General features: G+C 29.6%; 21 protein-coding genes. 2 read left to right on the plus strand and 19 right to left on the minus strand.

Annotated elements, in window-relative coordinates; all coding sequences use genetic code 11:
* Positions 1-18: 18 nt before the first annotated feature.
* The 6 genes from GOM42_RS14140 to GOM42_RS14165 form a co-directional block, all read right to left on the minus strand.
* A complete protein-coding gene (locus tag GOM42_RS14140; protein WP_003456768.1) occupies positions 19-579 on the minus strand; it encodes a glycerol-3-phosphate responsive antiterminator in 561 nt (186 codons plus the stop codon).
* Between the two features lie 41 nt (positions 580-620).
* Positions 621-1,328: an MIP/aquaporin family protein gene (locus tag GOM42_RS14145; protein ID WP_003456873.1), complete on the minus strand. Its 708-nt coding sequence runs from the start codon at positions 1,326-1,328 to the stop codon at positions 621-623.
* Between the two features lie 266 nt (positions 1,329-1,594).
* On the minus strand, positions 1,595-2,038 hold the full coding sequence (locus GOM42_RS14150; RefSeq protein ID WP_003456875.1) for a hypothetical protein: 444 nt from the start codon (positions 2,036-2,038) through the stop codon (positions 1,595-1,597).
* A 260-nt stretch (positions 2,039-2,298) separates the two neighbouring features.
* Entirely contained in the window at positions 2,299-3,042 is a 744-nt protein-coding gene (locus tag GOM42_RS14155) for a 2-phosphosulfolactate phosphatase family protein (RefSeq protein WP_110077486.1), read from the minus strand.
* A 26-nt stretch (positions 3,043-3,068) separates the two neighbouring features.
* Positions 3,069-4,004 (minus strand): TIGR01212 family radical SAM protein, encoded by a 936-nt coding sequence (locus GOM42_RS14160; protein WP_003450751.1) that lies wholly within the window; start codon positions 4,002-4,004, stop codon positions 3,069-3,071.
* Positions 4,005-4,096: 92 nt separating this feature from the next.
* Positions 4,097-5,182: a hypothetical protein gene (locus tag GOM42_RS14165; protein WP_252597671.1), complete on the minus strand. Its 1,086-nt coding sequence runs from the start codon at positions 5,180-5,182 to the stop codon at positions 4,097-4,099.
* A gap of 159 nt (positions 5,183-5,341) precedes the next feature.
* Here GOM42_RS14165 and GOM42_RS14170 point away from each other — a divergent pair, with 159 nt between their 5' ends.
* Positions 5,342-6,400, plus strand: a complete 1,059-nt coding sequence (locus GOM42_RS14170) for a GerAB/ArcD/ProY family transporter (protein ID WP_003456735.1) — start codon at positions 5,342-5,344, stop codon at positions 6,398-6,400.
* Between the two features lie 45 nt (positions 6,401-6,445).
* Here GOM42_RS14170 and GOM42_RS14175 read toward each other — a convergent pair whose 3' ends face one another.
* From GOM42_RS14175 to murI, 9 genes are all read right to left on the minus strand, one after another.
* The gene (locus tag GOM42_RS14175; protein ID WP_252597672.1) at positions 6,446-7,762 is read right to left on the minus strand and encodes a peptidoglycan-binding domain-containing protein; all 1,317 of its coding nucleotides are present in this window, start codon (positions 7,760-7,762) and stop codon (positions 6,446-6,448) included.
* Between the two features lie 122 nt (positions 7,763-7,884).
* Complete coding sequence (locus GOM42_RS14180; protein ID WP_003456790.1) at positions 7,885-9,633, minus strand: S8 family peptidase; 1,749 nt, start codon at positions 9,631-9,633, stop codon at positions 7,885-7,887.
* A gap of 2 nt (positions 9,634-9,635) precedes the next feature.
* Positions 9,636-11,333, minus strand: a complete 1,698-nt coding sequence (locus GOM42_RS14185) for a S8 family peptidase (RefSeq protein WP_025648437.1) — start codon at positions 11,331-11,333, stop codon at positions 9,636-9,638.
* A gap of 15 nt (positions 11,334-11,348) precedes the next feature.
* A complete protein-coding gene (locus GOM42_RS14190; RefSeq protein WP_252597673.1) occupies positions 11,349-13,085 on the minus strand; it encodes a S8 family peptidase in 1,737 nt (578 codons plus the stop codon).
* Between the two features lie 140 nt (positions 13,086-13,225).
* Positions 13,226-13,897, minus strand: coding sequence for an XRE family transcriptional regulator (locus GOM42_RS14195; protein ID WP_003450680.1), 672 nt, complete (start codon positions 13,895-13,897; stop codon positions 13,226-13,228).
* Between the two features lies 1 nt (position 13,898).
* Positions 13,899-14,273 carry a DUF3783 domain-containing protein gene (locus GOM42_RS14200; RefSeq protein WP_003450690.1) on the minus strand — a complete coding sequence of 125 codons (375 nt, stop codon included), beginning with the start codon at positions 14,271-14,273 and terminating at the stop codon, positions 13,899-13,901.
* A 28-nt stretch (positions 14,274-14,301) separates the two neighbouring features.
* Entirely contained in the window at positions 14,302-14,814 is a 513-nt protein-coding gene (locus GOM42_RS14205) for a peptidylprolyl isomerase (protein WP_003467873.1), read from the minus strand.
* A gap of 240 nt (positions 14,815-15,054) precedes the next feature.
* A complete protein-coding gene (locus GOM42_RS14210) occupies positions 15,055-15,324 on the minus strand; it encodes an STAS-like domain-containing protein (protein ID WP_003450538.1) in 270 nt (89 codons plus the stop codon).
* Between the two features lie 234 nt (positions 15,325-15,558).
* On the minus strand, positions 15,559-16,341 hold the full coding sequence (murI, locus tag GOM42_RS14215) for a glutamate racemase (RefSeq protein ID WP_003456846.1): 783 nt from the start codon (positions 16,339-16,341) through the stop codon (positions 15,559-15,561).
* A gap of 305 nt (positions 16,342-16,646) precedes the next feature.
* Between murI and GOM42_RS14220 the strand changes: the two genes are divergently transcribed.
* Entirely contained in the window at positions 16,647-18,548 is a 1,902-nt protein-coding gene (locus tag GOM42_RS14220; RefSeq protein WP_003456676.1) for a glutamine synthetase, read from the plus strand.
* Positions 18,549-18,637: 89 nt separating this feature from the next.
* Here the strand turns inward: GOM42_RS14220 and GOM42_RS14225 are convergent, their stop codons facing one another.
* The 4 genes from GOM42_RS14225 to GOM42_RS14240 form a co-directional block, all read right to left on the minus strand.
* On the minus strand, positions 18,638-18,922 hold the full coding sequence (locus tag GOM42_RS14225; protein ID WP_003456707.1) for a hypothetical protein: 285 nt from the start codon (positions 18,920-18,922) through the stop codon (positions 18,638-18,640).
* Positions 18,923-19,161: 239 nt separating this feature from the next.
* Entirely contained in the window at positions 19,162-19,803 is a 642-nt protein-coding gene (locus GOM42_RS14230) for a VanZ family protein (protein ID WP_003450676.1), read from the minus strand.
* 610 nt (positions 19,804-20,413) lie between these two features.
* Complete coding sequence (gene carB / locus GOM42_RS14235; protein WP_003456883.1) at positions 20,414-23,617, minus strand: carbamoyl-phosphate synthase large subunit; 3,204 nt, start codon at positions 23,615-23,617, stop codon at positions 20,414-20,416.
* Between the two features lie 12 nt (positions 23,618-23,629).
* Positions 23,630-24,679 (minus strand): carbamoyl phosphate synthase small subunit, encoded by a 1,050-nt coding sequence (locus GOM42_RS14240; RefSeq protein ID WP_003450627.1) that lies wholly within the window; start codon positions 24,677-24,679, stop codon positions 23,630-23,632.
* Between the last annotated feature and the right edge of the window lie 458 nt (positions 24,680-25,137).

Genomic DNA, 25,137 nt, shown 5'->3' on the forward strand with positions numbered 1-25,137 from the left:
AAAACTCACCTCTTAATTTTATATCTTCCATATATCCTCTTTTGTTGTTGATATACATGTTGCTCCTGATCTTAAAGCTTCCATGACATCCTCTTTATCTGAAATTAAACCACCTACTATTAATGGCTTATGTATTGTTTTTGATAATTCTTTAATAACTTTAAATAATAATCCTGGTAACATTTCTACAGCATCACATTCATCCACTAAGTGATTTTTTGTGCTTTGAAAAGAAAGACTATCTAAAATGAAAACTCTCTGAATAGCTACTAACCCTAATTTTTTTGCACTTTTTACTGTTTGAGCCTTAGTGCTTATTATTCCATCAAACTTAGTTTTCTCTTTCAAATATTCTAAAACAATTTCTCTATTTGTAAGTCCATCAACTAAATCTATGTGCAATATTCCAATCTTATTTTTTTCTGATATTTTATGTGAAATTTCTATAATATCTAAAATATTACCAAATAGAACAAAAATCACATCAACATCAGCTTCTAATGCCTTATTTAATTGGTCCATATCCTTTACAGCTGCCACAATAGGGTTGTCCTCAAGTATTCTTTTAAAATTAATCATTTTATATAGCCTCCTTAAAATTGTCCAAAATTAATATCTCCTTAAAATATATTTGTATATACCATTGCTCCTGCTATAGCTCCAAGTATTGGTCCTACAATTGGAATCCAAGCGTAAGCCCAATCTGAGCCTCCCTTATTTTTCATAGGAAGCAAGAAATGTGCAAGTCTAGGTGAGAAATCTCTAGCTGGATTAATTGCATATCCAGTTGGTCCGCCTAAAGATACTCCTATAACTAAAATTAATAATCCAACGGCTATTGGCATAATTCCATCTGCCATTTTCGCATCACCAAGTCCTAGAATTCCAAACATTAAAACAAAAGTACCTATAAATTCAGTAAAAAAATTCCATTTATAATTTCTAATAGCTGGTATAGTACAAAATGTACCAAGCTTTGCATCATGATCTTCAGTAGATTCAAAATGAGTATAATAAGTTAAATAAACTAGTACAGCACCTATGAAAGCTCCTATAAATTGTGCTATACAAAATACTATAACCTGACTCCATGTTAATCCTCCAGTTATACCTAATGCAATAGTTACCGCTGGATTAAATACAGCTCCACTCACCCTAGAAAAGATATAAACAGGAATAGCAACAGCTATTGCCCATCCTACAGTGACTACAATAAGATCAGCGCCATTACCCTTAGTTTTTTTAAGAGCTATATTTGCAACTACTCCATCCCCTAACAATATCAAAAGCGCAGTTCCAAAAAGCTCAGCCAAGAATTGATTTACCATGACTATCCACCACCTAGTAATTAATATATTTAATTTTAAAAAAGCTTAAAATAAAAAAGAGCTAAACAAAAAAAACTAAATTTTTTTCTCGTGTTTAACTCCAAATACTCTTACACAAGTTGAATATATACGTATATATTTTTGTTGTTTTTTTACAATATTTATTTTAACACCTCTTGAAACTGTTTTCAATAAATTAAAAATTTAACAATCTTTCCATAAAATAAAAAAAGAGGGATATTGCCCTTAATCCCCTCTTTTTCTAATTATTTATCAAATAATAATTGTTTAATTTGTGCTTCTAAATTTTGTATTCCTGTTGGATCTGCACCTTTACCATCTAAGCTATTTTGATATTTATCTATTAACTGTTCTATATCTGCTATAGCTTGATTTATATTCTTATCACTTTCTGGAGTCATTGCTTTAATTTCTTTTAAATCTTTTAAAGCATCTGCTTTCTCCTCATTCCATTCATTCATTTGTTTATTTTCAAGTACTTCTAAATATTCTTCTCTAAGATCAAGATAAACCTCAGCTACTTCATTAACTAAGCTATCATCATCTACAACCTTACTTTTATTCTCTGTAGTTGCAGCAGGCTTATTATCAGAAGCGGTTTTATTTGATGAATCATTAGAGCTTCCGCATCCAACTAATTGTAATCCCATTATGGCAGAAATAATAACTACTAATAATTTTTTCTTCATAAAAAACATCTCCTTTAAAAATATCTCGTCCTATAAACATCATATATTCCTAAATACATATTAACAAATTACTTCTTTTAACTATTTACCAAGAAATTAAACATAAAATATTAATATTGAAAATTTAATAAATGTTTTAATGTATTTTATCAAGATATTTCTTTTTTGTTTTAAAAACATTACATTAAAAGTAGTTTTTACTCCTATTATTTTATTTTAAAATTTATTCATCTTTTATAAAAATACTTCACAAAACTTTATTATATTGTTACTTTAACTCCTGATTCTACAGTTTTTATTTCACCATTTTTAAATTCAAAAACTAAATCTATTGAATTCTTTGTAGAACAATACTTTAAATCCTCTTCTAGTCCTAAATTTTTAAGAATATTATAGTGTTTTGCATCTTTTATAAACTCTTCTATTCCTTCACTGCTTTCATAAACATATTTAGCTGTTTTAGCTATATCAGTAAGTTCAGCCTCTTTATTTTTACATAATTCACTTATTATATAACCTGCACACATAAAATCATCACTTGAAAATTCACCATTTGTTCCAGAATTAACAAAGACTATTTCTTTTTCTTCATTTTCTAAATATTTAGCTACCGCTTGTCCATTTAACACAGAGGCAACTATAACTTTATCAGCCTTACTACATAAATTTAAAGCTCTAGTTCCATTTGTAGTAGACATTATTACATTTTTTCCTTCTACTATTTCTCTTTTGTATTCTAATGGAGAATTAGAGAAATCAAACCCATCTATTTTTAAAGCCTTTCTCTCTCCTCCAAGTAAAACTTCTTCACCTAAAGATTTTAATTCTTTTGCTTTTTCAAAAGCCTCTTCAACACTAACTACTGGTATAACCTTTTTAGCACCATTATAAAGTGCTGTAGTAATTACAGATGTAGCCCTTAGCATATCTATAACCACAGCTATCTTTCCTTTAAGTGCTTCACTATCTATGTAATCTGCAGAAATTATAACATCAATTTTCATAAAAATTCCCCACCTTATTTTTAAAATTATTCTTCAAAATTCTTTCCTTGATAAATATCATTATCTTCAAGAGCCTTATCAATAGCATTTAAAACTTCCCATTTTTTTAAACTCCACATAGGTCCTATAAGAAGTTGTCTAGGAGCATCTCCTGTTAGTCTATGTATAACCATATTTTGAGGTATTCTACTTATGGCCGTACAAATTAAATCAACATATTCCTCTTGAGTTAAGAATTTTAATCTACCTTCCTCATAATCCTTAACCATTCTTGTTCCTTCCATTAGATGAAGTAAGTGTAATTTTATTCCTTGTGCTCCACATCTAGAAACATAATCAACAGTTTCTAACATTTGCTCTTTACTTTCTCCAGGAAGTCCAAATATACAGTGAACTACAGTATCTATTCCTCTGCTTTTTAATCCTTCCATAGCCTTATCAAATACTTCTAAATCATATCCTCTATTAAAACTTCTAGCAGTATCATCATGAATTGTTTGAAGTCCTAACTCAACCCAAGTATATACCTTTTTATTCATTTCCTCTAATAAATCTAAAACTTCTTCATTTATACAATCTGGTCTTGTACCTATAGCAAGAGCAACCACACCTTCTTTATTAATTGCTTCCTCATATTTTCTTCTTAGTTCTTCAACAGGAGCATATGTATTAGTGTAAGCTTGAAAATAAGCTATGTATTTTCCCTCTTTCCACTTCTTATTCATCATCTCTTTAACATTATCAAACTGAGTACCAATACTTAAAGTTCTTTGTCCAGCATAATCTCCTGACCCCTTTGAACTACAAAAAGTACATCCTCCCTTAGCAACCTTACCATCTCTATTAGGACATGTAAAACCACCATCTAAACTTATTTTAAATACTTTTTCTCCAAACTTTTCTCTTAAAAATCTATTTAAAGTATTATATCTCTTGTCTCCCCATGTTTTTCTTTTTTCCATTTATATCACCTTTTCATTAAAATCAAAATTTCTTTAAAATAAAAAAGTTAATCATAAATTTAAGGGTTATGATTAACTTATTTTATATTATACTATAGTTTTTCAAGTTTAAAATCTTTTAGAGATATTTTATATCTTCCAATTAAGCCACTTTCAGTATTATTTGATTTTATTATTGGAGTAACATTCATAATTATATTGTTATCCTGTATTCTTTCATAAATAAGATTATATTCCTCTTCTGCAAATATATCATCTAATTCTAATGAAACTATACTTCCACCACTTTGATAAACCTTAAATCTTGTGCCATTTCCTTTAACATAATTTACAACAACATATCCATCATCATCTGAAAAATTTAAGCTAGAAATTTTACATCCCTTTAATACATCTAATGATGTTATCTTTTTCCCTAAAGTTTTATCATCATTCTTTTCATCTTCTTTTCCCCCTTCATCTTCCCCTTCTTTAGCTGCAGTCTCCTGTGCATCCTCAACATCAACCACTCCTATATAAGAATCTTCACCCTTATATGTTGAAATTGCTACTTTATCTCCTGAAAATGAAATTTCTACGGCTGAAAAAGCTTCTTTAGGTACATCAACCTTGGCTACATCTATAACATTAACCTTTGGATAAATTTTATCTGGTATGCTCTTTAAATCTATTAATGTGTTAATCTCAACATCATCATATTTTCTAATCTTTAATTTATCCTTATCTAAAAAAACACTATAAAGCTCAGTTGATTTAAGTTCTGATACCTTATATTCTCCCTCTTCTGTTTTTCTAACTTCTAAATAATATTGCTCTAAATCAGCCTTAGGCTCTCCTTCTTTAGTTCTAGTTACATAGAATTTAAACATAGTTTTATTTCCTAATTGCGCTGACCCAACTTGCTTAATCCCTGTTATTTCAAGCTCCTTACTAGGACTAATTATTATATTTTTATCAACCTCTTTATCAGATAACCTTTTTATCTTTTCTAAATCATTGCTTTTAAGAGCCTCCATATATTCCTCTGCAATTGATATTGCTATCTTATTATTAAAATATATACTTTCAACACTTTCCTTTAGCTCCTTATTATCATTGACCGTATTACTTATTCTATTACAGCCCATGAAAAGAAATAAAGATCCAATAATTAAGGATGCCATAATCTTTTTAATCATTTATAATCATTCCTCCCTTAGAATAAGTCCTATTTTAGGTTTTCCAAATAGCTTAAAAGTATTAATAAAATAATAAATATCCTAAACTTAATTTTTACTTTTTTATTTTAAGAATAAACTTCCTTTACAACTTATATATTTAGTTAGGGAGGTGATTTAATGAAAAGTATTATAAAAGTTTTTCAAGTAGCTTTTGTTTTTATAGGAACTATAGTAGGAGCTGGACTTGCCTCTGGAAAGGAAATAACAAATTTCTTTACAGTTTATGGATATAAAAGCTTTTTTACTATTATAATGACTGGCTTATTTTATATTTTTCTTTGTAACATAATTTCAAGAATAAGTATTAAACATAGTTTAAATTCCTATAGCGAAGTCATAAATACAGTTAGTCCTAATATTTTAGGAAAACTCACTGGAATCATAACAACCTTTTACTTAATATCTAGTGCGTCCATAATACTAGCTGGTAGCGGAGCCTTGTTGAATCAATACTTTGGAATTCCTAAGATTATAGGTTCAATATTTATGGCTATTATTGCTTCACTGATTCTTATGAGAGAAACTGATGGGTTAGTAGAGATAAATTCTATTATTGTTCCATCCTTAATAATAGTAACAACTACACTTATGATTCTTTATGTTGCATTTGCTAATGACCCAATTACTATAGATTCTCTTGTTTCTTCTACCCCAAAACTTTCTAAGGGAGTTTTTACTTCTGGAATACTTTATTGTGGCTATAATATTCTTTGCTGCTGTGGGGTTATTGTTCCTTTAAGTAACGAAGTTAAAAGTAAGAAAATCATGACCTGGGGAATTATATTAGGTTCTGTTCTTCTAACTATAATATGTATTTTTATAAATTCAATGCTTATGGTTAATCAGCCACAAATATTCCAATACGAAATTCCTCTACTTTATATTGCTGATAGATTTGGAAAGCCTATTCAAATAATGCTTTTAATAATAATATTAGCTGAAATGTTTTCTACAGAGGTTTCTGATGTATATTCCATAAGTAAAACCCTTACTAAAAGCTTTAAAATAAAATATAAACATGCTATATTTGCAGTTTTAATAGTAGCACTTCCAATTTCATTAATAGGATTTTCAAACTTAATCTCCACATTATACCCAATGTTTGGAGTTTTAAGCTTAGTATTTATAGTTCAATGTATTTACTTCTACTTTTTTAAATTAAAAAAACAAAGATAAAAAGTAAAAGCTGAGCAATTTATATAACTTGCTCAGCTTTAATATTTAATAAATTATCTTTGGTACATTTTCATATCTATCCATTATTGTTGGTGGATAAAATATCTTCTTCTCAACACTTGATCTAAGCTCTGCTATTTTTGTTACTGCAACATAGACATCTGATATTTTATACCATGTTGCATAATCCACCTCTCCTGTTTGAGGAAGGTTAAATACCTTTTGAAAAGTTCTAACAGAATCTCTAGTTTTCTGACCATATTTTCCGTCTACAGCCACCTTAGGTATTAAAGGATATGCCTTTGAAATAGCATTTAATTGTTCTTGTATAACTCTTACAGGTTGACCTGAAGCTCCAATACCTAAAGTATATCCTGGAAATGATCTTGGACTTCCCTGAACTTTTTTAGCAGACTTTAATTCTAAATCATCTCCATAAAAAGATGTTAAAATATCATAAGGAACCTTTCCTTCGTCTCCTAAGTATTTACTTCCCCATTGAGTCATCCAACCTGGACATTGTACATTTATTCCATCACAATATTGTGCCAAAAGAGGCTGCTTAGAATTGAATCTTTTCATATATGTTGAGAATATTTCATCTACAATTCTACTTATGTTATCATAAAAGTTTCTTCCATAACTAAAAGCATGGTCAAAAGCTGTTGAATTAGTTATATCAAAATTCTTACCTTTTCCTCTATACCATTCAGTATATATTCTATTTAAAGTAAATGATATTATGGCATAAACATTAGCTCTTATAGTATTTTCAGACCATGTTGAAAAAATTTCACAACATGCAACATTTTTTATATAGTCTTTATAATTAACCTTATAATTGGCTACTGAATTATCATTTGGTCTACCATTATGAACAACTATATACTCTGGAACTACAGGTTCTGGCAAAACCACTGTTCCCTTTGGTGGTGGAAGTTCCTTTTCCTCTGCTTCAGGTATCTTTGGGGGGAAATTTCCAACTAATCTATTAGGTTGTATATCAATAACTTCCTCTTGTCTATAATATCCTCTAGTCTCAGGTAAGTTTACATTTTGAAGAGCAACTCTTGAAGGATAGATTTGTACTCCATTTACTGCTACAGGCAAAAATCCTTCTCTTTCAACAATAACCTCTGCGAAACTATAAGGAATCGTACCTGGTTGATTAGAATTTTCTATTGGTGGTGCATCTAATTCTATAGTGTCAGTGCTTCCAGTATCATCTGTATATAATTCTATAGTATCGCCTACAGCCATACCATCTTCTCCTGTTGGTGTTATTTTAACCTTACATTTATCAATAGGTATATATCTCCTTTGTTCACTAAAACATTGAACTTTTAATCCACCTAATGCCATATACTTTCTCCTAATAATAAATTAATACCCTATAGTTTATGAGATTAATATCTATTTTGTTAATAAGTATTTATAATTAAAATATAATCAAAATTATTTTTTACTTTGTAATATTTAAAACTCTAGGTTCTTAAACTATTAAAAACATTGATCATATCTATAGTTCCATATCCCCACTCTCGATTTGGGTACATGTCACCTTCCCTAGTATTCACACCTCTTATTAGATAGGTTTGAAGTTTAGCTACATATAGTGTTGGATCATTATTATAAACAATTCCCCATTGAAATAACATTGCACAGCACCCAGCTACTATAGCCGCAGCGACGCTTCCCCCACTAACTGATACCTTTTCTCCTTTGTTGTTTATAGTTAAAGCATTTACTCCACCTGCTGCAATAATAGGTTGAATAATATCATTTCTTGCATACCCTCTTCCTGATGAAGATAATATGGTATTATTCTCTTGATTATATGAAGCTACAGTTATCATTTTCTCTGCGGCTCCTGGAATGGTCAATGTTGTGTATGGTGATGATATTAAAAATTTTGTTCCCTCTGCTAATAATTCTTTTTGCAATATATAGGCATCAAAATTTCCAAAGGTTATATGCTGTCCAGTTAATCTAAATCTCCATATTCCAGGCTTTAAGTTTTGTGCTCTTATTACAATTCTCTCCCCTCCAGTAAGTTCATCTGGCGAATCATAAAAAACATCCATAGTTGTTCCTTCATATATAAAATTTATTTTATATCCATTTTCAACAGCTAAATTTTTATTTCCACCATAGTTAGTTAAGGGATTAGCATTTTCAATAAGTTCTCCTGATGGTGAAATTATTGAAAGCTTAAATTTATCAGGTTTATAACCTAAAATAATCATCATAATACCATCTTGATCCTCTCCAACATCAAGCTCTATGGTTTTATTATCACCCATCTCTGTTATTATTCCATCAGCATGGGTATTAGTATTCCCTTGATTGCCAGATGAAGCAATTACAGCAATTCCTCTTTTATTTGAAATATCATTTATATATCTTTCTAAAATACTTGATCCATCATGGGCTCCAAAATTAGTTCCCATAGGAATATATATAACCATTGGTTTATTATATTGAAATGATAAATTATATAAATATTTCATTGCTAAAAGTATGTCTACATTTCTATACTTAACAGCGTCACCCTTTGCAAAGAAATAATCTGTGTATTTTTTAAAAGCTCTATCTAACTTTACTATTGCAAGGTCACATTCTGGAACTACCCCTGTTAAACTTTCATCCTTTCCACTTCCTGCTATTATACAAGCCATCTCTGTTCCATGTCCTACATCATCTTTAGATTGAACTATGGTATATGGATCTCCGCCACTATTATTAAGTTCTATTGCTTGATTGATTTCTTCTTCACTATACTCAGTTCCATAAAACATATCTTTAGGATACTTATCTGTTTTTAATGATTGATCCCATATTTTTAATATTCTAGTCTTTCCATTACTATCAGTAAATTCAGGATTTAAATAATCTATTCCAGTATCAATAATTCCAACAATCACATCTTTCCCTGTCAATTTTAAGTATGGACTATTATGAAAGTTTTCTGCCTTAGAGGCCTCTATAGGACTTGTACTACTTAGAGTATATATTCCTCCGAGCTCTATAAAAACCAAGGAATTTATCATCTGAATAACACTATCATAGTCAACATTTTTCATGGATAAAACAGCATAAGTACCATCAATTATATAGACTTCAACATTTTCAATATCCTTAACTTCATTCTCTATATCCCCTCTATATTCAACAAGAAAATTCATGCTTTCAGGGTCAACTAATAGATTCGCTTTATTAGATACAGTTTCCATAACTATCTCCTATTAATTAATAATTCCATTGTTCTATCTAAACATACAAATCCATATCCCAAGTCTGGATTTGGATATGCCTCACCAAAGATCGTCCTCTTTGCTCCTTTAATCAAATAATATTTAATTCTTTCTCCATATAAAAAAGGATCATTATTTCTTATAATCCCCCATTCAAAAAGAAGAGCACATATTCCAGAAACTTGTGGCGCAGCCATTGATGTACCACTTTTAGTATCAAATCCTTGCTCCTCAACAGTGGATAATATGTTTTCACCTGGAGCAACTAAATCTGGTTTTATTAACCATTCTGGTCTAACAACTCCTCGTCCAGAAAAAGCTGATAAATTATTGTTTAAAAAATTATAACTTCCAACGGAGATAACCCCTTCTACAGTTGCAGGGATTCCTAATGTATTATAAACAGATGGTTGTAAAAATCTTGTTCTTTCATTTAATCCTTCTGCTATAGGTAACCAAACATCAAAATATCCCTCATAATTATTTAATTTTCTAACTATAATTCTCCATCCACCAGAAGTTATTGTATCTCCTAAGGGCAAAATACTTATGGTAGTTTGTCCTTGTATATCAAAAGGCTTAGGACCAGTACTATATACAACTATTTTTTCTCTTCCAACAAATCTTTCTTTATAAGACTCAGATAATCCCATTGGTCCTGTACTTATTCCAGTTGGTGAAATTACTTCAACTGATACATCAACTAATACAGGCTTGAAAAAATCTAATATAATACCTTTTTCTCCATCTCCTATATTTAAGTCTAAATCTTCTTCTTTTTTCATCTTGCCCCCTACATGATGAGCACTATTACCTTCATTCCCAGCAGCTACTACAATAACTGCCTTTTGTAATTGAGTAAAAGTTTGAATATACTTTTCTAGTAAACTACTTCCATTATGAGAACCATCATTTGTACTTAAACTTATATTTACAACTAAAGGTTTATTAATCTCATTACTTTTATCCATTAAAAATTTTAACCCTCTCATAAGCTGTGTACTTAAGGCCGCCCTTAAACTATTCTCACCAGTTATCTTTACCATTGCTATGCTACTTTTATATGCAACTCCATAATTATCAAAGTTTATATTTCCTCCGGCACATGCAATTCCTGCAACATGAGTTCCATGACCTGATAAATCAATTTCAGGTACAATGCTAAATGGATCTTCAGATTTTAAAGCTTCATTTATTTTATTTTTATCATATACAACTCCATTTTCAAGATCATATATATACTCTATCCTGGTATTGCCCTCATCATCTTTAAAAGCATTATGAGTGTAGTCTATTCCAGTATCTAAAAAACCAACTAATATTCCTTCTCCAGTTAAATTATAATTATTCCAAACTGATGGAATGCATGATGCTCTATTACTATCATAAGCTGATGTATATAGAATTTTTGGTAGCTCTATATATTGGAGACCTTCAAGCTCAATTATCCTATTTAAGTCACTAACCTTTATTATGAGTATTCCAAATCCATATCCTAAATCTTCAACTTTAGCACCTATGGCATCTACTGAATTTTTAAATCTTAAAAAATTATCTCCATATAAAACAACTAACTCTATCTCTCCATTATTAGGGGAATATTGTTCTATTAAGCTAGTTAGTATTTGCTTGGGTATTGTATTTATAAAATCTATGCCAACCTTAGCTTTATTCTCCATACTTATACTCCTTATTTACTTATTCGTTAAACTCTTAAATATTTCTTGCATGTCCAAAATTCCATATCCCCACTGTCTATTTGGATAAGTATCTCCTTCTCTTTTCCTAGCTCCTCTAATAATATAAGCTTGTAATTTAGTTGCATACATTTGAGGATCATTTCCATCTACAACGGCCCATTGGATTATTAAAGCACAGCACCCTGCTAAAATTGCCCCAGCAACACTTGCCCCAGACATGGTTATAGTCCCTCCACCAGGTTTAGTTGTTATGGCATTTATGCCCCCAGCTGTTATTATAGGCTGTATATAATCTTTCATTGTATATCCTCTTCCAGATTCTGATACTATAGCCCCATTATTTTGATTGTAGTATGAAGTATTAATAATAGTCTTTGCAGTTCCTGGTATAGTTAATGTTGTATAAGGAGAAGGATTCAAAAATCTTGTATTCTCAGCTAATAATTCTCTTTGAAGAATCCAAGCATAATATTTACCATCAACTATATTGTTACCAGTTAATATAAACCTCCAAACCCCCTCTGTGATTCCCTCCATCTTTATTACAAACTTATCATCTCCAGTAAATTCATCTGGGGAGTCATAAGTAACTTGTACTGTAGTTCCTTCATAAATAAATTTCCAAGTTGGTGCGTCATTTATCAATATATGCTTTGTCTTCCTAGGATTAGTATTTTCAAATCTCTTCCCTGAAGGAGATAATATGCCTAACTTTATTTTACTAGGTCTTTGAGCATATATTTGTAAAACCAATCCTTGTTGCTCTTTCCCACAATTAAGTTCTATTATCTGACTATCACCATTACTCTTTATCTCCCCTGAAGTATGTGTATCTGTATTTCCTTGATTTCCTGTAGACGTAACTACAAATAAGGAGTTTCTTCCGGAGATTTTAGTATCAACATATCGTTCTAATATGCTTGCACCTGCATGATCTCCTAAGTTGCTTCCTAAAGGTAAGTATATTATCATTGGTTTATTTAAGGTAAATGATAATTCATATAAATATTTAAGAGCCATTATTATATCTGTATTTCTATATTTAGCCTTATCTCCTTTAGCATAATAAAAATCTACATATTCTTTAGATGCTTCCTGTAATTTTATAATTATAAACTCACAATCTGGAGCTACTCCTACTATTTCTCTATTAATCCCTCTAGCTCCAACTATCCCTGCCATCTTAGTTCCATGGCCATAATCATCTTTTGAAGGAACAATATCATATGGATTCTGCCCTTGTTTTTGAGCTTGTATAGCTTTATTTATATCTTCTTCTGTATACTCGCTTCCACTAATAAATCCATCAGGAGTCTTCCCACTATCTATTGTTTGATCCCAAATCCTTAATATTCTAGTAGTTTCATCTTCTCTCATGAATTCATTATTTAAATAATCTATTCCAGTATCAACTATGGCAACAACAACTCCACTTCCTCTAAGATTTAAAGATGGATTCCTATGAAATACTGGAGCCTTTGAATCTTCTACAGGACTTTCACCTAGGGTATATATTCCGTTTAACTCTATATAAATTATACTTTTTATACTTCTTATAGTTTCCATATAGTTTTGTAATTTTATAGATAAGATTGCAAAATTATCATCAATAAAAAAGATACTAGCATCATTTATATCATCAATTTCTTTTTTAATATTTCCATCATAAGCCACAACAAAACTTATATAATCTTCATCATTATAGAAGTTTTTTTTCTCAGTTGACTCCACTAAATCCACTTCCTTCTTACTTACTTTATTTTCTTATAGCTATTTTATTCAGAATTCATTCTTTTTGATAACTAACATAAGAAGTATTTAAATATAAAAAGGACAGTTCTAATTTAGAACTGTCCTTTTTATATTTAAATTTATAAATCAAATTCTATTCTATAAAGCTTAGCAATTGACTTAACTTCTTTTATGTTAGCTGTCTCTGTTCTCATGCTACCATTATTGCTTATTAATAAAGCCTTAACATTATCTAGCTTTTTAATTTGTCTAATAACTCTCTTTCCATTGAATTCAACTAAACAAATAGAATTATTTTCTATCTCTTTTATTGAATAGCATAAAGCTAAATCATTCTCTTGAATTCTATAGCCAGTCATATCGTTATTTTCTATTTTTAAATAAAAAACTTTGTTTGCTGTATGACCATCTATTTTATTTGAAGCAGTGGCAAGTTGTTTATATCCCTTAACCTGAGCTAATGAATAATCATATATTGGAACATTTTTTAAAACTGATCCAAAGGCTTGATTCCAAACTTCATTAACCTCTGCTGGTTTTGTTTGTCTTACTTGCTTTTCAGCTTTAAGTTCTTTTTGAAGTTCCTCATCAGTAACAACCATATTTATATCATTTAAATCAGTATTTAAAACCTTTGATACCTTTGATATAAGTGATTCATTTATAATTTTTCTTCCTGTTTCAACTTCATTTACAAACTTCTCAGCTACACCTAGCTTTTTAGCTAAAGCTTTTTGTGTCATTCCACTTTTTTCTCTAGCCTCTTTTATTCTTTCCCCAACTCTACTCATTTTAAGCTTTTCCTCCTTGCATACTTCTATACCATTCTCTTTCTTCAATTAAATGTTCAACAAGGTAGTTAAATTGCCATTCTTTAGAGGTTTCTGTAACTACAGCCATTATAGGATTTTCTGTAATAACTTTTGCTATTGAAACCATCATTTGTAATTCTTCATCAGGGAAATTACTGAATATAACAACTTTTTCATCAAAGTTTTTCTTTGAAACAACTTCAAATTTTAAGCCTTCTAATATATCTTTAACTTTCATAGAAGCCATTTCATTACTTATATTAATAACCTTGTGCCCTGTTGCTTGAAAGTCTTTTGTTTCCTTTTCATTTAAACCATAAGTTAGAATAGCTTTGCTATTATTAAGCATACTCATGCTAATCTTCCTCCCATACATTCATAAATTAAAGTATTTCTGGTTCTTCTATACCCTCTGCATTTTCTACAGTTACTTTTGCCATAACTTGTGGCTCATCTGGCATATCATTGTAATCAGTTTTTACATTTGCTATTTTATCAACAACGTCCATACCTTCTATAACCTTACCAAATGAAGCATATTGACCATCTAAATGTGGTGAATTTTCGTGCATTATGAAGAATTGGCTTCCTGCTGAATCAAAATTCATAGCTCTAGCCATTGATATAACTCCTCTTGAGTGCTTTAAGTTATTTGGGAATTGGTTTCTTGTAAATTCACCTTTTATTCTATATCCTGGGTTACCCATTCCTGTACCTTCTGGGCATCCTCCTTGTATCATAAATCCTGGTATAATTCTGTGGAATGTTAATCCATCATAAAAACCTTTTTTAACTAAACTAACGAAATTTCTAACTGTGTTTGGAGCAATTTCTGGATATAATTCTATTTTGATTTTTTCTCCAGTTGCCATTTCTATTGTAACTATTGGATTCATATTAGTAATTCTCCTTTCAAATTTAACTATTTAGTATTATTTACTTAAACTAAAATGTTAATCCTTCTTTGTATAAAATTATATATTATTTCTTTTAACAATGGAATATTGGGAAAATATTTAAAAATAAAAATAAGACAACATAAAGAATCCTAATAACATAGATTCTATTATGTTGCCCATTTAGAGTTCAACTTAATATAATATTTTATAGCTTTTATATAATTCATATTTTCATTTTTAAGCAAAAGTAGTTCCAGCTACAACTCTTGAATAATCAGTATAGTTTGATAAATTCTTAACATTAATTTTTGAAATAATATTCTCTCTTCCCTCTTTATTTATCATATCAGTAAATAAACAAGTTAAGAAAGTTGTTGAAACTCTACCTATACCACCAAAATCTAATTCTACATTTTCATTTAAATTATCTTCAATATAATCTCTTAAGATTATAGCATCCTCAACGTGTATCTTATCTCCTAAAAATTCTCTTACATTTATTTTCATTGTGAAATCCTCCCTCTTTAAGTAACTCCCATTAATCTTTGTTCAAATTTTCTGAAAATTCTCTTTACATTTATTATAATATCAACCACTCATTAATTTGTCAACAATTTAACAAACTTTTTTGTAAAAAAATTTCTTAAAATAAAAAATCTACAGAAATACTAAAATAATATATACTAAATTATCACAAATAAAGTTATATGTTATTTCGTATTACTGTAGACCATTAATTAGTTATTTAATTTCTATAAGCTTTTTACTTAACTCTAATATTTTCTTATCTTCTAAGGAATTAAATATATCTAAATTACCTTTTTTCTTTGATTCTGATTCCATATTATTTTCTTCTAATCGTCTTTTTAACTCTCTTACCGTGCCTGAACTTCCATCTATTATGTCTACTTTTTCTCCAACAATATCTTGTATTACATCTTTTACAAAAGGATAATGAGTGCATCCTAAAACTATACTTGAAATTTCTCTATCCATATAAGGATTTAATTTTTCTCTCAAGAAGTTTTTTACATCTTCTCCCTCTAAATCTCCTGCCTCTATAAATTCAACTAACCCTGGACAAGGAAGAGGTATTACTTCTCTATGCTCCCCATATTTATCCATAAGATTTTTGAATTTCTCTTGATTTAAAGTTGCCTTTGTTGCCATTACTATTACTGATCCAGTTTCATGTAACTTTATAGCAGGCTTTAAAGCAGGTTCTATGCCTATTATAGGTATATCTTTATAATACTCTCTAAGATCATGAGCTGCTGCTGAAGTTGCAGTATTACATGCTATTACAATTGCCTTAGCTCCCTTTTTTATTAAAAATTCAATAGCATTAAATGAAAGTGACCTTATCTCTTGTGGAGTCTTCTCTCCATAAGGTGCATGCTTAGAATCCCCATAATATATATAATTTTCATTTGGCATCATTTCTAAGGCTTTTCTTAAAACGCTTAAGCCTCCTAAGCCAGAATCAAAAAAACCTATAGGTGCATTCTTTAAATCATCTTGCATCGCTATCCCTCACTTCTAAGTACTTTATTTAATCTTAAGATAATTTTATAACTTTCTATTAAATAAATCTATTAAAATTCATATTTTACACTTATACTAAAATATAAAATATATTGACAGTAATATTCTATTGTAATAAAATCTTTTTAAGAATATTTACATGACGAATATTTTTGCATAAAAATCATATTATTGTACGTTTACAAACAAATAAAATAACTATTAGTCATAAAAATGAAAGGATGTGAACAGGAGATTATTGCAATTATGTTAATTTATTATAATTGTATTACTTCTAAATAATTATGAATAAAGATTTATTATTTACAATTCCTAAGAAATATCATAATAAAGAAAGTTTAATTTCTATTTTTGAGGACCACCCTGAAATAAAATTTGTATCTTTAGTTGGGGTTGACTTAGCAGGTAATGATACTGACGAAAAAATTCCTTCCAAGTTATTCTTAAAAGATATGGATTCTTTCCTTCATGGAACTGCCGTACAAACAGACGGTTCTTCAGTTGTCCTTCCAGGAATAGCAACTTTAAATAACGCAAAAGTGGATATGATCGCCGATTTAGATTGTAAGTGGTTTGTAGATTACAATTACGACTTCATAGACCCTTTAACTAATAGACCAGTAGGAACACTTAGAATTCCTTGTTTCCTAATCCACGAAGATAAAGCAGTTGACTCTAGACATATCTTAAAAAATTCAATTGACACATTCAAATCAAACATATTCTCATTATTAAAAAAATATCCTGAAACACTAAATGATTTAAATATAAAATTCGATGATATAGATGACCTTTTATTAACATCTGCAACAGAATTAGAATTTTGGGTAAAAACACCAAATGATAAAGCTTTAATTGAAGAACTTTCAACTTCTGAAGTTTTACAAGAACAATATTGGACAAGAACTAAGGGTAATGTTAGAACAGCCTTAGAACAAAGTTTATTATATATGGATGAGTATGGATTTGAACCTGAAATGGGACACAAAGAAGTTGGTGGAGTTAAAGCTAAGCTTACTTCTTCAGGTCAATTTGATCACATAATGGAACAATTAGAAATAGACTGGAAATTCTCAGATGCTATGCAAGCTGCAGATAATGAATTATTTATAAGAACATTAGTTAAAGAAACCTTTAGAAGAAACGGATTAGAAGTAACATTCCTTGCTAAACCAATATCAGGAGTTGCTGGTAGTGGAGAACACACTCATTTAAGCTTAAGCTTAAAATTAAAAGATGGAAGAATTATAAACCTATTTAATCCAACTAAAAATCATTTCTTAAGTAAAATAGGATATGGTTCTATAATGGGTATATTAAAGAACTACGAGGTAATGAACCCATTTATCTCAGCTACAACAGACTCATTAAAAAGATTAAAACCAGGATTTGAAGCTCCTGTTTGTATAGTTACATCTCTAGGTCAAAGCCCTGAAGTTCCATCTAGAAATAGAACTATATTAGCAGGCTTAATAAGAGATCCTCATAATCCTTTAGCAACTAGATTTGAGCTTAGATCACCAAATCCATTTACAAATACTTATCTTTGTATAGCATCAAGCTATATGGCTATGTTAGATGGTATTAAGTATGCTTTAGAAAATAATAAAACAGAGGATGATCTTTTAGCTGAATTATCTAAAAAACCAGGTGAAGAAGCAGATTACCTAGAAAAATCTAGAGCATATAGAAGTGAAGAAGATGTGTTTGAAGATTTCACAGATTCACAAAGAAATGAATACTTTGGTGTAGCTCCTGCTACTGTTTTTGAAAACTTAAGTGCTTTTGATAAATACCCTGAAAAGGTAGAGGTATTAAAAGTAAATTCAGTATTTACAGACAAGCTTATAAATAGTTTCAAAATGGCTACTACTAAGAGATGGACTACAGAAATAACTTCAAGAATAATTCCTTCTTACACAAAAGATATAAGAGCCGCTAAACAACTTCATTGTTGTGATAAAGCCTTAGATCTTGACGTATCAACTTGGATGACAATAAATGAATTAAGACATATAACAATGAAAGATTCTTATCACAGAAGAAGCTTATTTACTCAAATAAAGAATGCTATAAATGAATCTGATTTTGAAAAAGCTTCTGATTTACAAATAAAACTTGATAAAAATATGAGTGAATTAAATGACCTTTACTCAACTTACAAGAAAAATTTATTAGATATATAATAAAAAAAGAAATCAATACTTTAAATTGATTTCTCATACTTTAAAGAAATGACCTTTGTTAATTTCAAAGGTCATTTTATATTCTTATATTAATGATATGTATTTCCTAAACTTATTGAATTCTTGCTTAATATTTCAAAGGAATAATCCTCATAAAAAACAAATGGATTATTATTTATAATTTCTTCTGCTTCTTTAAAATTATTAGCATGGAATATTATAGTTCCTCTATTTCTGAAATATGACCCACCACATAATACATACTTGCTTACAGCTGTATCTTTATACATTTTGGCTTTATGCTCACCTTGGAATCTGTTATCTCCATTAATTTTATAATTTATTTTTACAAACATACCGCTGCTCTTAGTCATATAAATTAACCCCCTAAAATTTGTTATATGCTATTATATTATGTTAATGTCCTATATATTCCTAAGCTGTCTAAAAAAAATAAGAACTTATGTTCCCTCATCTTTTTTAATTTTATAAAACATATGTTCGCTTGTCAAGAAAAAAAAGGGATGTAATCATTCATATTACATCCTTTTTTCTATAAAATTCTTTATTTATATGTATATTTCTCTATTTTTTTACTTATAGTAATTCTTATCTATGCAACCTCTTCTATCTCATGATCTCTTTTATAAAGTCTATCTTTAATAAAGTAAGCTATTTTACAAATAAAATAAGCAATAAATATACCAACTAAATTTATAAATACATCCCCTAAATCAAAGAATCCTCTTTTAAATACATATTGAGCAAGTTCTATATTAAACTCTATAGAGGCAGATAATATAAAGGCTAATACAAAGTTATATTTTCTTAGCACATATCCTATAGGCATAAAGAATATTATATTACCTATTAAATATAACTGCCCTGTTCTATCCCCTCGTAGACCATGTAAAACTGCAAAGGGATCTAACTGGAATCCTCTGGCCATTTTAGGTCTAGCAAATAATAGTATAAACATTGTTCCTACATATAAGCCAAATAAGAATAATTTAAATAGTTTTGAAGTTTTCATTCTAGTTGTTGTTAAGAAAACTTGATATATAAGCATTACACTTGTTAACTTAAAAAAGTTATATATTACAAAACCTTTTTTACCACTCAAATCTATTTTTATAAAAACATCTATGCATTCCTTTACTATTAACTTATAAAATGCCATTGCTAAAAGTACTGAAATTATAAGCAAAATACTTTTTATAAAAAAATTCTTTAATACCCTCTTAGCTGTTTCCATAAAAATCACCCCCAATAATTTATAAATTTTATATTGAATATTAATATTTTTATAGTATAATAACTAAGTGCTTTTTAAAACAAGCCTCTTATATTATTATACTTTAATTTAATCACATGTCTAAAATCAAAAATTTATCCACAGAATTATTTTTTAAAAATTATCCACAGCAATTCAAAATATTTTTTATCCACAAAATAAATAATTTATATTTCTTCACAGTATTTTTCTTTCAAAGCAAATTTTAATACACTTTATCCACAAAAATACTACAATTATATTACCATTTAAATTTATATTGGATTTTAATAAGATTTTCTTATTTTAAAAAGGTAATTATGAAATTTTTAGCGTCAAAGGGCTCAGTTAGAATAAATCAATAACTTTTATTAAAATTTATCCACAAAGAAATTATTTTTTCTTAACATAATTTAAAAACTAACTGAGCCCTAACTAAAAGGTAAATTTTAAACAACACATAACTAAAAAGTAGGTTTATTATATGAAAAATATAATTTTCACTTTAAATCTTTAGGTATAAAAAAATAAAAGTCCTATTTAGCTTCAGTTAACCAAAACTAAATAGAACTTATTTTATATTATTAATACTTTATATTAAGTTAAATACTTCTAACTCTCTATTATGTGCTCCTTCTTTTTGTAATTCTACTAGAGCTTTAAGAGTATCTAATGAAGTCATAACTCCTATATTTCTTTCTATTGCCGCTCTTCTTATATGGAATCCATCTCTCTTAGAATCGTTAGCTTTAGTTGGAGTATTTACCACTAAATCTATTTCTTTATTCTTTATTAAATCCATGATGTTTGGAGATTCTTCTCCTATTCTTCTAACTTCCTTAGCATCTATTCCAGCCTCTCTTAATTCCTTAGCTGTTCCTGTTGTTGCTATGAAATTATATCCTAATTTATCTAAATCCTTAGCAAGTTCCATAAATTCTTTTTTATCATGTTTCTTAATAGTAGCTAAGATAGTTTTACCCTTATCTCCAGTGTACATAGAAGCCCCAACAAAGCCTTTGTATAACGCTTCAAAAACATTTCTTCCTACTCCTAAAACTTCTCCTGTGGATCTCATTTCTGGTCCTAAACTTACTTCAACATTAGGAAGTTTTTGAGTTGAGAATACTGGAACCTTAACTGATACTAAATCTGGCTCCTTATAAACTCCTGTTCCATATCCTAAATCTTTTAATCTTTCTCCAAGCATTATTCTCGTAGCTATATCTACTATTGGAACTCCACTTACCTTTGATATATAAGGCACTGTTCTTGAAGCTCTTGGATTAACCTCTATTACATAAAGCTTTCCTTCAAACTCAATAAACTGAATGTTTATCATTCCCTTTATTCCTATGCTTAAGGCTAATTTCTTAGTGTAATCTAGAACATCTTCCTTTATCTTATCTGAAATATTTTGAGCTGGGTACATAGTAATACTATCTCCTGAGTGAACTCCTGCTCTTTCTAAATGCTCCATAATTCCTGGAACTAGAACATCTTCACCATCAGATATGGCATCAACTTCTATTTCTCTACCCATTAAGTATTTGTCTATAAGTATTGGATTCTTGGAATCTTTCTCAAAAGCATTTGTTAAATAGTATGTTAACTCTTCTTCATCATGAGTTATTTCCATACCTTGACCACCTAAAACGAAGGAAGGTCTAACTAAGATTGGGAATCCTAATCTTCTTGCTTCCTCTAAGCCTTCTTCTAAGCTCCAAACTCCTTTTCCCTTTGGTCTAGCTATATTAAGCCTTTCTAATAAATCATCAAATTGTTCTCTATCCTCAGCTAGGTCTATTTGATCTGAAGTAGTTCCTAAGGTAGGAATGTTCTTCTCTTTTAAGAACTTAGCAAGTTTAATAGCTGTTTGACCACCAAATTGAAGTATAACTCCATCTGGCTTTTCTTTATCTATGATGTTTAAAACATCCTCTTCAGTTAATGGCTCAAAATAAAGCTTATCTGAAATACTGAAGTCTGTACTTACTGTCTCTGGGTTATTGTTTATAACTATTGTTTCAATTTCCTGCTTTCTAAGTGCCATTACACAGTGAACTGAAGCATAGTCAAACTCTATCCCTTGTCCTATTCTTATAGGACCTGATCCTATAACTACAACTTTCTTATTATCAGAAACAACTACTTCGTCATATTGTTCATATGTTGAGTAATAGTATGGTGATAAAGCTTCAAATTCTCCACCACAAGTATCAACCATTTTATAAGCAGGCTTTATATGCCATATATCTCTTAATCTGTAGATTTCATCTGGTGAAACCTTTAGCATATCAGCTATTGCCTTATCTGAGAAACCTCTTCTCTTTAATTTTAATAACCACTCTCTATTTAAATCATCTATTGTGCTTTGCTTAAGCTTTTGTTCTTCTTCAACTAACCATCTGAATTTTTCTAAGAAGAATATATCTATTCCAGTTATTTTTGAAACCATATCTATTCTGTATCCTCTTCTTAGCATTTCAGCTAAAGCAAATATTCTCTCATCATCTGGAGAAACTACCCTTTCTCTTAACTCATACATTGAAAGATCTTTAAATTTTTTATGCTCTAATGAATACTTACCTATTTCTAATGATCTTATACCCTTTAAAAATGCTGCCTCAAAATTACTTCCTATGGCCATTATTTCTCCAGTAGCCATCATTTTAGTTCCTAAAGCTCTATCAGCTCCTTGGAATTTATCAAAAGGCCATTTAGGAATTTTTACAACTACATAGTCTAATGAAGGCTCAAAGCAAGCATATGTCATTCCTGTTACTGCATTTTTTATTTCATCTAATCCATATCCTAAAGCTATTTTAGCTGCAACCTTTGCTATTGGATAACCAGTTGCCTTTGAAGCTAAAGCTGAAGATCTTGAAACCCTTGGATTGATTTCTATTACTGCATATTCAAAGGAATGTGGATTTAAAGCAAACTGAACATTACATCCTCCTTCAATTCCTACAGCATTTATTATATCTATTGATGCACTTCTAAGCATTTGATACTCTTTATCTGATAATGTTTGGCTAGGAGCTACAACTATTGAATCCCCAGTGTGTATTCCTACAGGGTCAATGTTTTCCATGTTACAAACTGTGATACAATTACCAAAAGAGTCTCTCATTACTTCGTACTCAATTTCTTTCCATCCTTTAACACTCTTCTCTAAAAGAACCTGTCCAATTGTACTTAATTGTAATCCTGATGTTAATGTTTCTATTAATTCTTCTTCATTATTAGCTATTCCTCCACCAGTTCCTCCAAGAGTATATGCTGGTCTAACTATTACTGGATATCCAATCTTTCTAGCAAAGGCAATACCAGCGTCTAAATCAGTTATTATTTCACTTTGAATAACAGGTTGATTAATTCTATTCATCATATCTCTGAATAGTTCTCTATCTTCCCCTTCCTTAATAGATTCTATGGAAGTACCTATTACTTTTACATTATATTTATCTAAAATTCCCTTTTCATAAAGCTCAACAGCAAGGTTTAACCCTGTTTGTCCACCCATTCCTGCTAAAAGAGAATCTGGTCTTTCTTTCTCTATTACTTTTTCTACGAATTCAACTGTTAAAGGCTCAAGATAAACCTTATCTGCTATTTCCTTATCAGTCATTATTGTAGCTGGGTTTGAGTTTACAAGTACAACTTCAATCCCTTCTTCTTTAAGAGCTTGGCAAGCTTGAGTACCTGAGTAATCAAACTCCGCTGCTTGTCCTATTATTATTGGACCTGAACCTATTACTAAAACTTTTTTTATATCTTTATTTAATGGCATATTACTTCCTCCTTATAGTGCATACTTCATAAACTCATCAAAAATGTATTCGCTATCCTTTGGTCCTGGACATGCTTCTGGGTGAAATTGAACTGAAAATATTGGTAATTCTTTATGTTTCATTCCCTCAACTGTTCCATCATTCATACTTACATGAGTTATTTCCATATTTTCTGGTAAAGTAGCAACATAGTATCCATGATTTTGTGATGTTATATGAACTCTGTTATTTATTAAATCTTTAACTGGATGGTTACATCCTCTATGACCAAACTTAAGCTTCTTAGTTTCTCCACCTAAGGTTAAAGCTAATAATTGATGTCCTAAACAAATTCCTACTATTGGTTTCTTCCCAACTATTTTCTTTATCTCATTTACTGCTTCTCCCATATCCTCTGGGTCTCCAGGTCCATTTGATAAAAATACTAAGTCTGGATTTATTTCTAAAACTTCTTCTGCCTTAAAGTCATAAGGGAATACTGTAACATTACATCCTCTTTTTACAAAGTTTCTAATAATGTTTTGCTTTATTCCAAAGTCGATTATAGCTACTTTCTTTCCTTCCCCTGAGATTTCATATTTTTCATTAGTTGAAACTATTGAAACAGCATCTCTATTTGAGAAAGCTTCTAACTTATCTTTAACATCTTCTAAGTTTGAATTATCTAAAACTATAATTCCCTTCATTGTCCCATTATTTCTTAAGATTTTTGTTAAGGCTCTTGTGTCTATACCATCTAATCCTAAAACCTTATTTTGAGCTAAGTAAGTTTCAAGCTCTAATTCACATCTAAAATTATTTGGATACTGACATTTTTCTCTCACTATGAATCCTCTTACTTTAGGCTCCTTAGATTCTAAATCCTCTAAGTTAATTCCATAGTTACCTATTAAGGGATAAGTCATAGTTACTATTTGTCCATAATAAGAAGGGTCAGTTAAAACCTCTTGATACCCTGTCATTCCTGTGTTGAAAACTACCTCTCCAACACACTCCTTTAAATATCCAAAGGCTTTACCTTCAAATACTACGCCATTTTCTAATATAAGCTTTGCTTTCATTTCTAGACCTCCTATTTAAAATCATATTTAAAAAACACACTTTAAAAGGTCTTAATTCCATTGCCATCATTCTAAATGTTATTTAATTAAAAGAAAGAGGTACTAGAGCGATTGCGTAAAAAATCAATCACTCTAATACCTCTTTTTCTCTTTTATATGGAATTGTATTAAAATACAAAGCTATTTCATTTTTTAATTTCATCTGTTTTTTTGTACAACAAAAAATTCTATTTAACATAATTATACCTCTTTCTGGCCTCACGGGACCAATTTAAAGTGTATTTTTATCTTATTGATAAATTCTTATTATCAATTTTAGTTTATTAAATTTATATAGTCAAGTCCATTTTATAAATTTAGCAAGTTTTAACAGTAAAATTTATTTTTCCCACAAAAAGTTAAGGTGCTAGATGTAAAACACCTAGCACCTTAACTTAATTTCAAACCTATACCTACTT

This window comes from Clostridium sp. 16K-1-R1, assembly GCF_023921145.1.
GTDB classification, from domain to species: domain Bacteria; phylum Bacillota; class Clostridia; order Clostridiales; family Clostridiaceae; genus Sarcina; species Sarcina perfringens.

Coding starts and splice junctions, on each gene's coding strand:
- GOM42_RS14140 (WP_003456768.1), bottom strand. CDS start 579: ATGATTAATTTTAAAAGAATACTTGAGGACAACCCTATTGTGGCAGCT.
- GOM42_RS14145 (WP_003456873.1), bottom strand. CDS start 1,328: ATGGTAAATCAATTCTTGGCTGAGCTTTTTGGAACTGCGCTTTTGATA.
- GOM42_RS14150 (WP_003456875.1), bottom strand. CDS start 2,038: ATGAAGAAAAAATTATTAGTAGTTATTATTTCTGCCATAATGGGATTA.
- GOM42_RS14155 (WP_110077486.1), bottom strand. CDS start 3,042: ATGAAAATTGATGTTATAATTTCTGCAGATTACATAGATAGTGAAGCA.
- GOM42_RS14160 (WP_003450751.1), bottom strand. CDS start 4,004: ATGGAAAAAAGAAAAACATGGGGAGACAAGAGATATAATACTTTAAAT.
- GOM42_RS14165 (WP_252597671.1), bottom strand. CDS start 5,182: ATGATTAAAAAGATTATGGCATCCTTAATTATTGGATCTTTATTTCTT.
- GOM42_RS14170 (WP_003456735.1), top strand. CDS start 5,342: ATGAAAAGTATTATAAAAGTTTTTCAAGTAGCTTTTGTTTTTATAGGA.
- GOM42_RS14175 (WP_252597672.1), bottom strand. CDS start 7,762: ATGGCATTAGGTGGATTAAAAGTTCAATGTTTTAGTGAACAAAGGAGA.
- GOM42_RS14180 (WP_003456790.1), bottom strand. CDS start 9,633: ATGGAAACTGTATCTAATAAAGCGAATCTATTAGTTGACCCTGAAAGC.
- GOM42_RS14185 (WP_025648437.1), bottom strand. CDS start 11,333: ATGGAGAATAAAGCTAAGGTTGGCATAGATTTTATAAATACAATACCC.
- GOM42_RS14195 (WP_003450680.1), bottom strand. CDS start 13,897: ATGAGTAGAGTTGGGGAAAGAATAAAAGAGGCTAGAGAAAAAAGTGGA.
- GOM42_RS14200 (WP_003450690.1), bottom strand. CDS start 14,273: ATGAGTATGCTTAATAATAGCAAAGCTATTCTAACTTATGGTTTAAAT.
- GOM42_RS14205 (WP_003467873.1), bottom strand. CDS start 14,814: ATGAATCCAATAGTTACAATAGAAATGGCAACTGGAGAAAAAATCAAA.
- GOM42_RS14210 (WP_003450538.1), bottom strand. CDS start 15,324: ATGAAAATAAATGTAAGAGAATTTTTAGGAGATAAGATACACGTTGAG.
- murI (WP_003456846.1), bottom strand. CDS start 16,341: ATGCAAGATGATTTAAAGAATGCACCTATAGGTTTTTTTGATTCTGGC.
- GOM42_RS14220 (WP_003456676.1), top strand. CDS start 16,647: ATGAATAAAGATTTATTATTTACAATTCCTAAGAAATATCATAATAAA.
- GOM42_RS14225 (WP_003456707.1), bottom strand. CDS start 18,922: ATGACTAAGAGCAGCGGTATGTTTGTAAAAATAAATTATAAAATTAAT.
- GOM42_RS14230 (WP_003450676.1), bottom strand. CDS start 19,803: ATGGAAACAGCTAAGAGGGTATTAAAGAATTTTTTTATAAAAAGTATT.
- carB (WP_003456883.1), bottom strand. CDS start 23,617: ATGCCATTAAATAAAGATATAAAAAAAGTTTTAGTAATAGGTTCAGGT.
- GOM42_RS14240 (WP_003450627.1), bottom strand. CDS start 24,679: ATGAAAGCAAAGCTTATATTAGAAAATGGCGTAGTATTTGAAGGTAAA.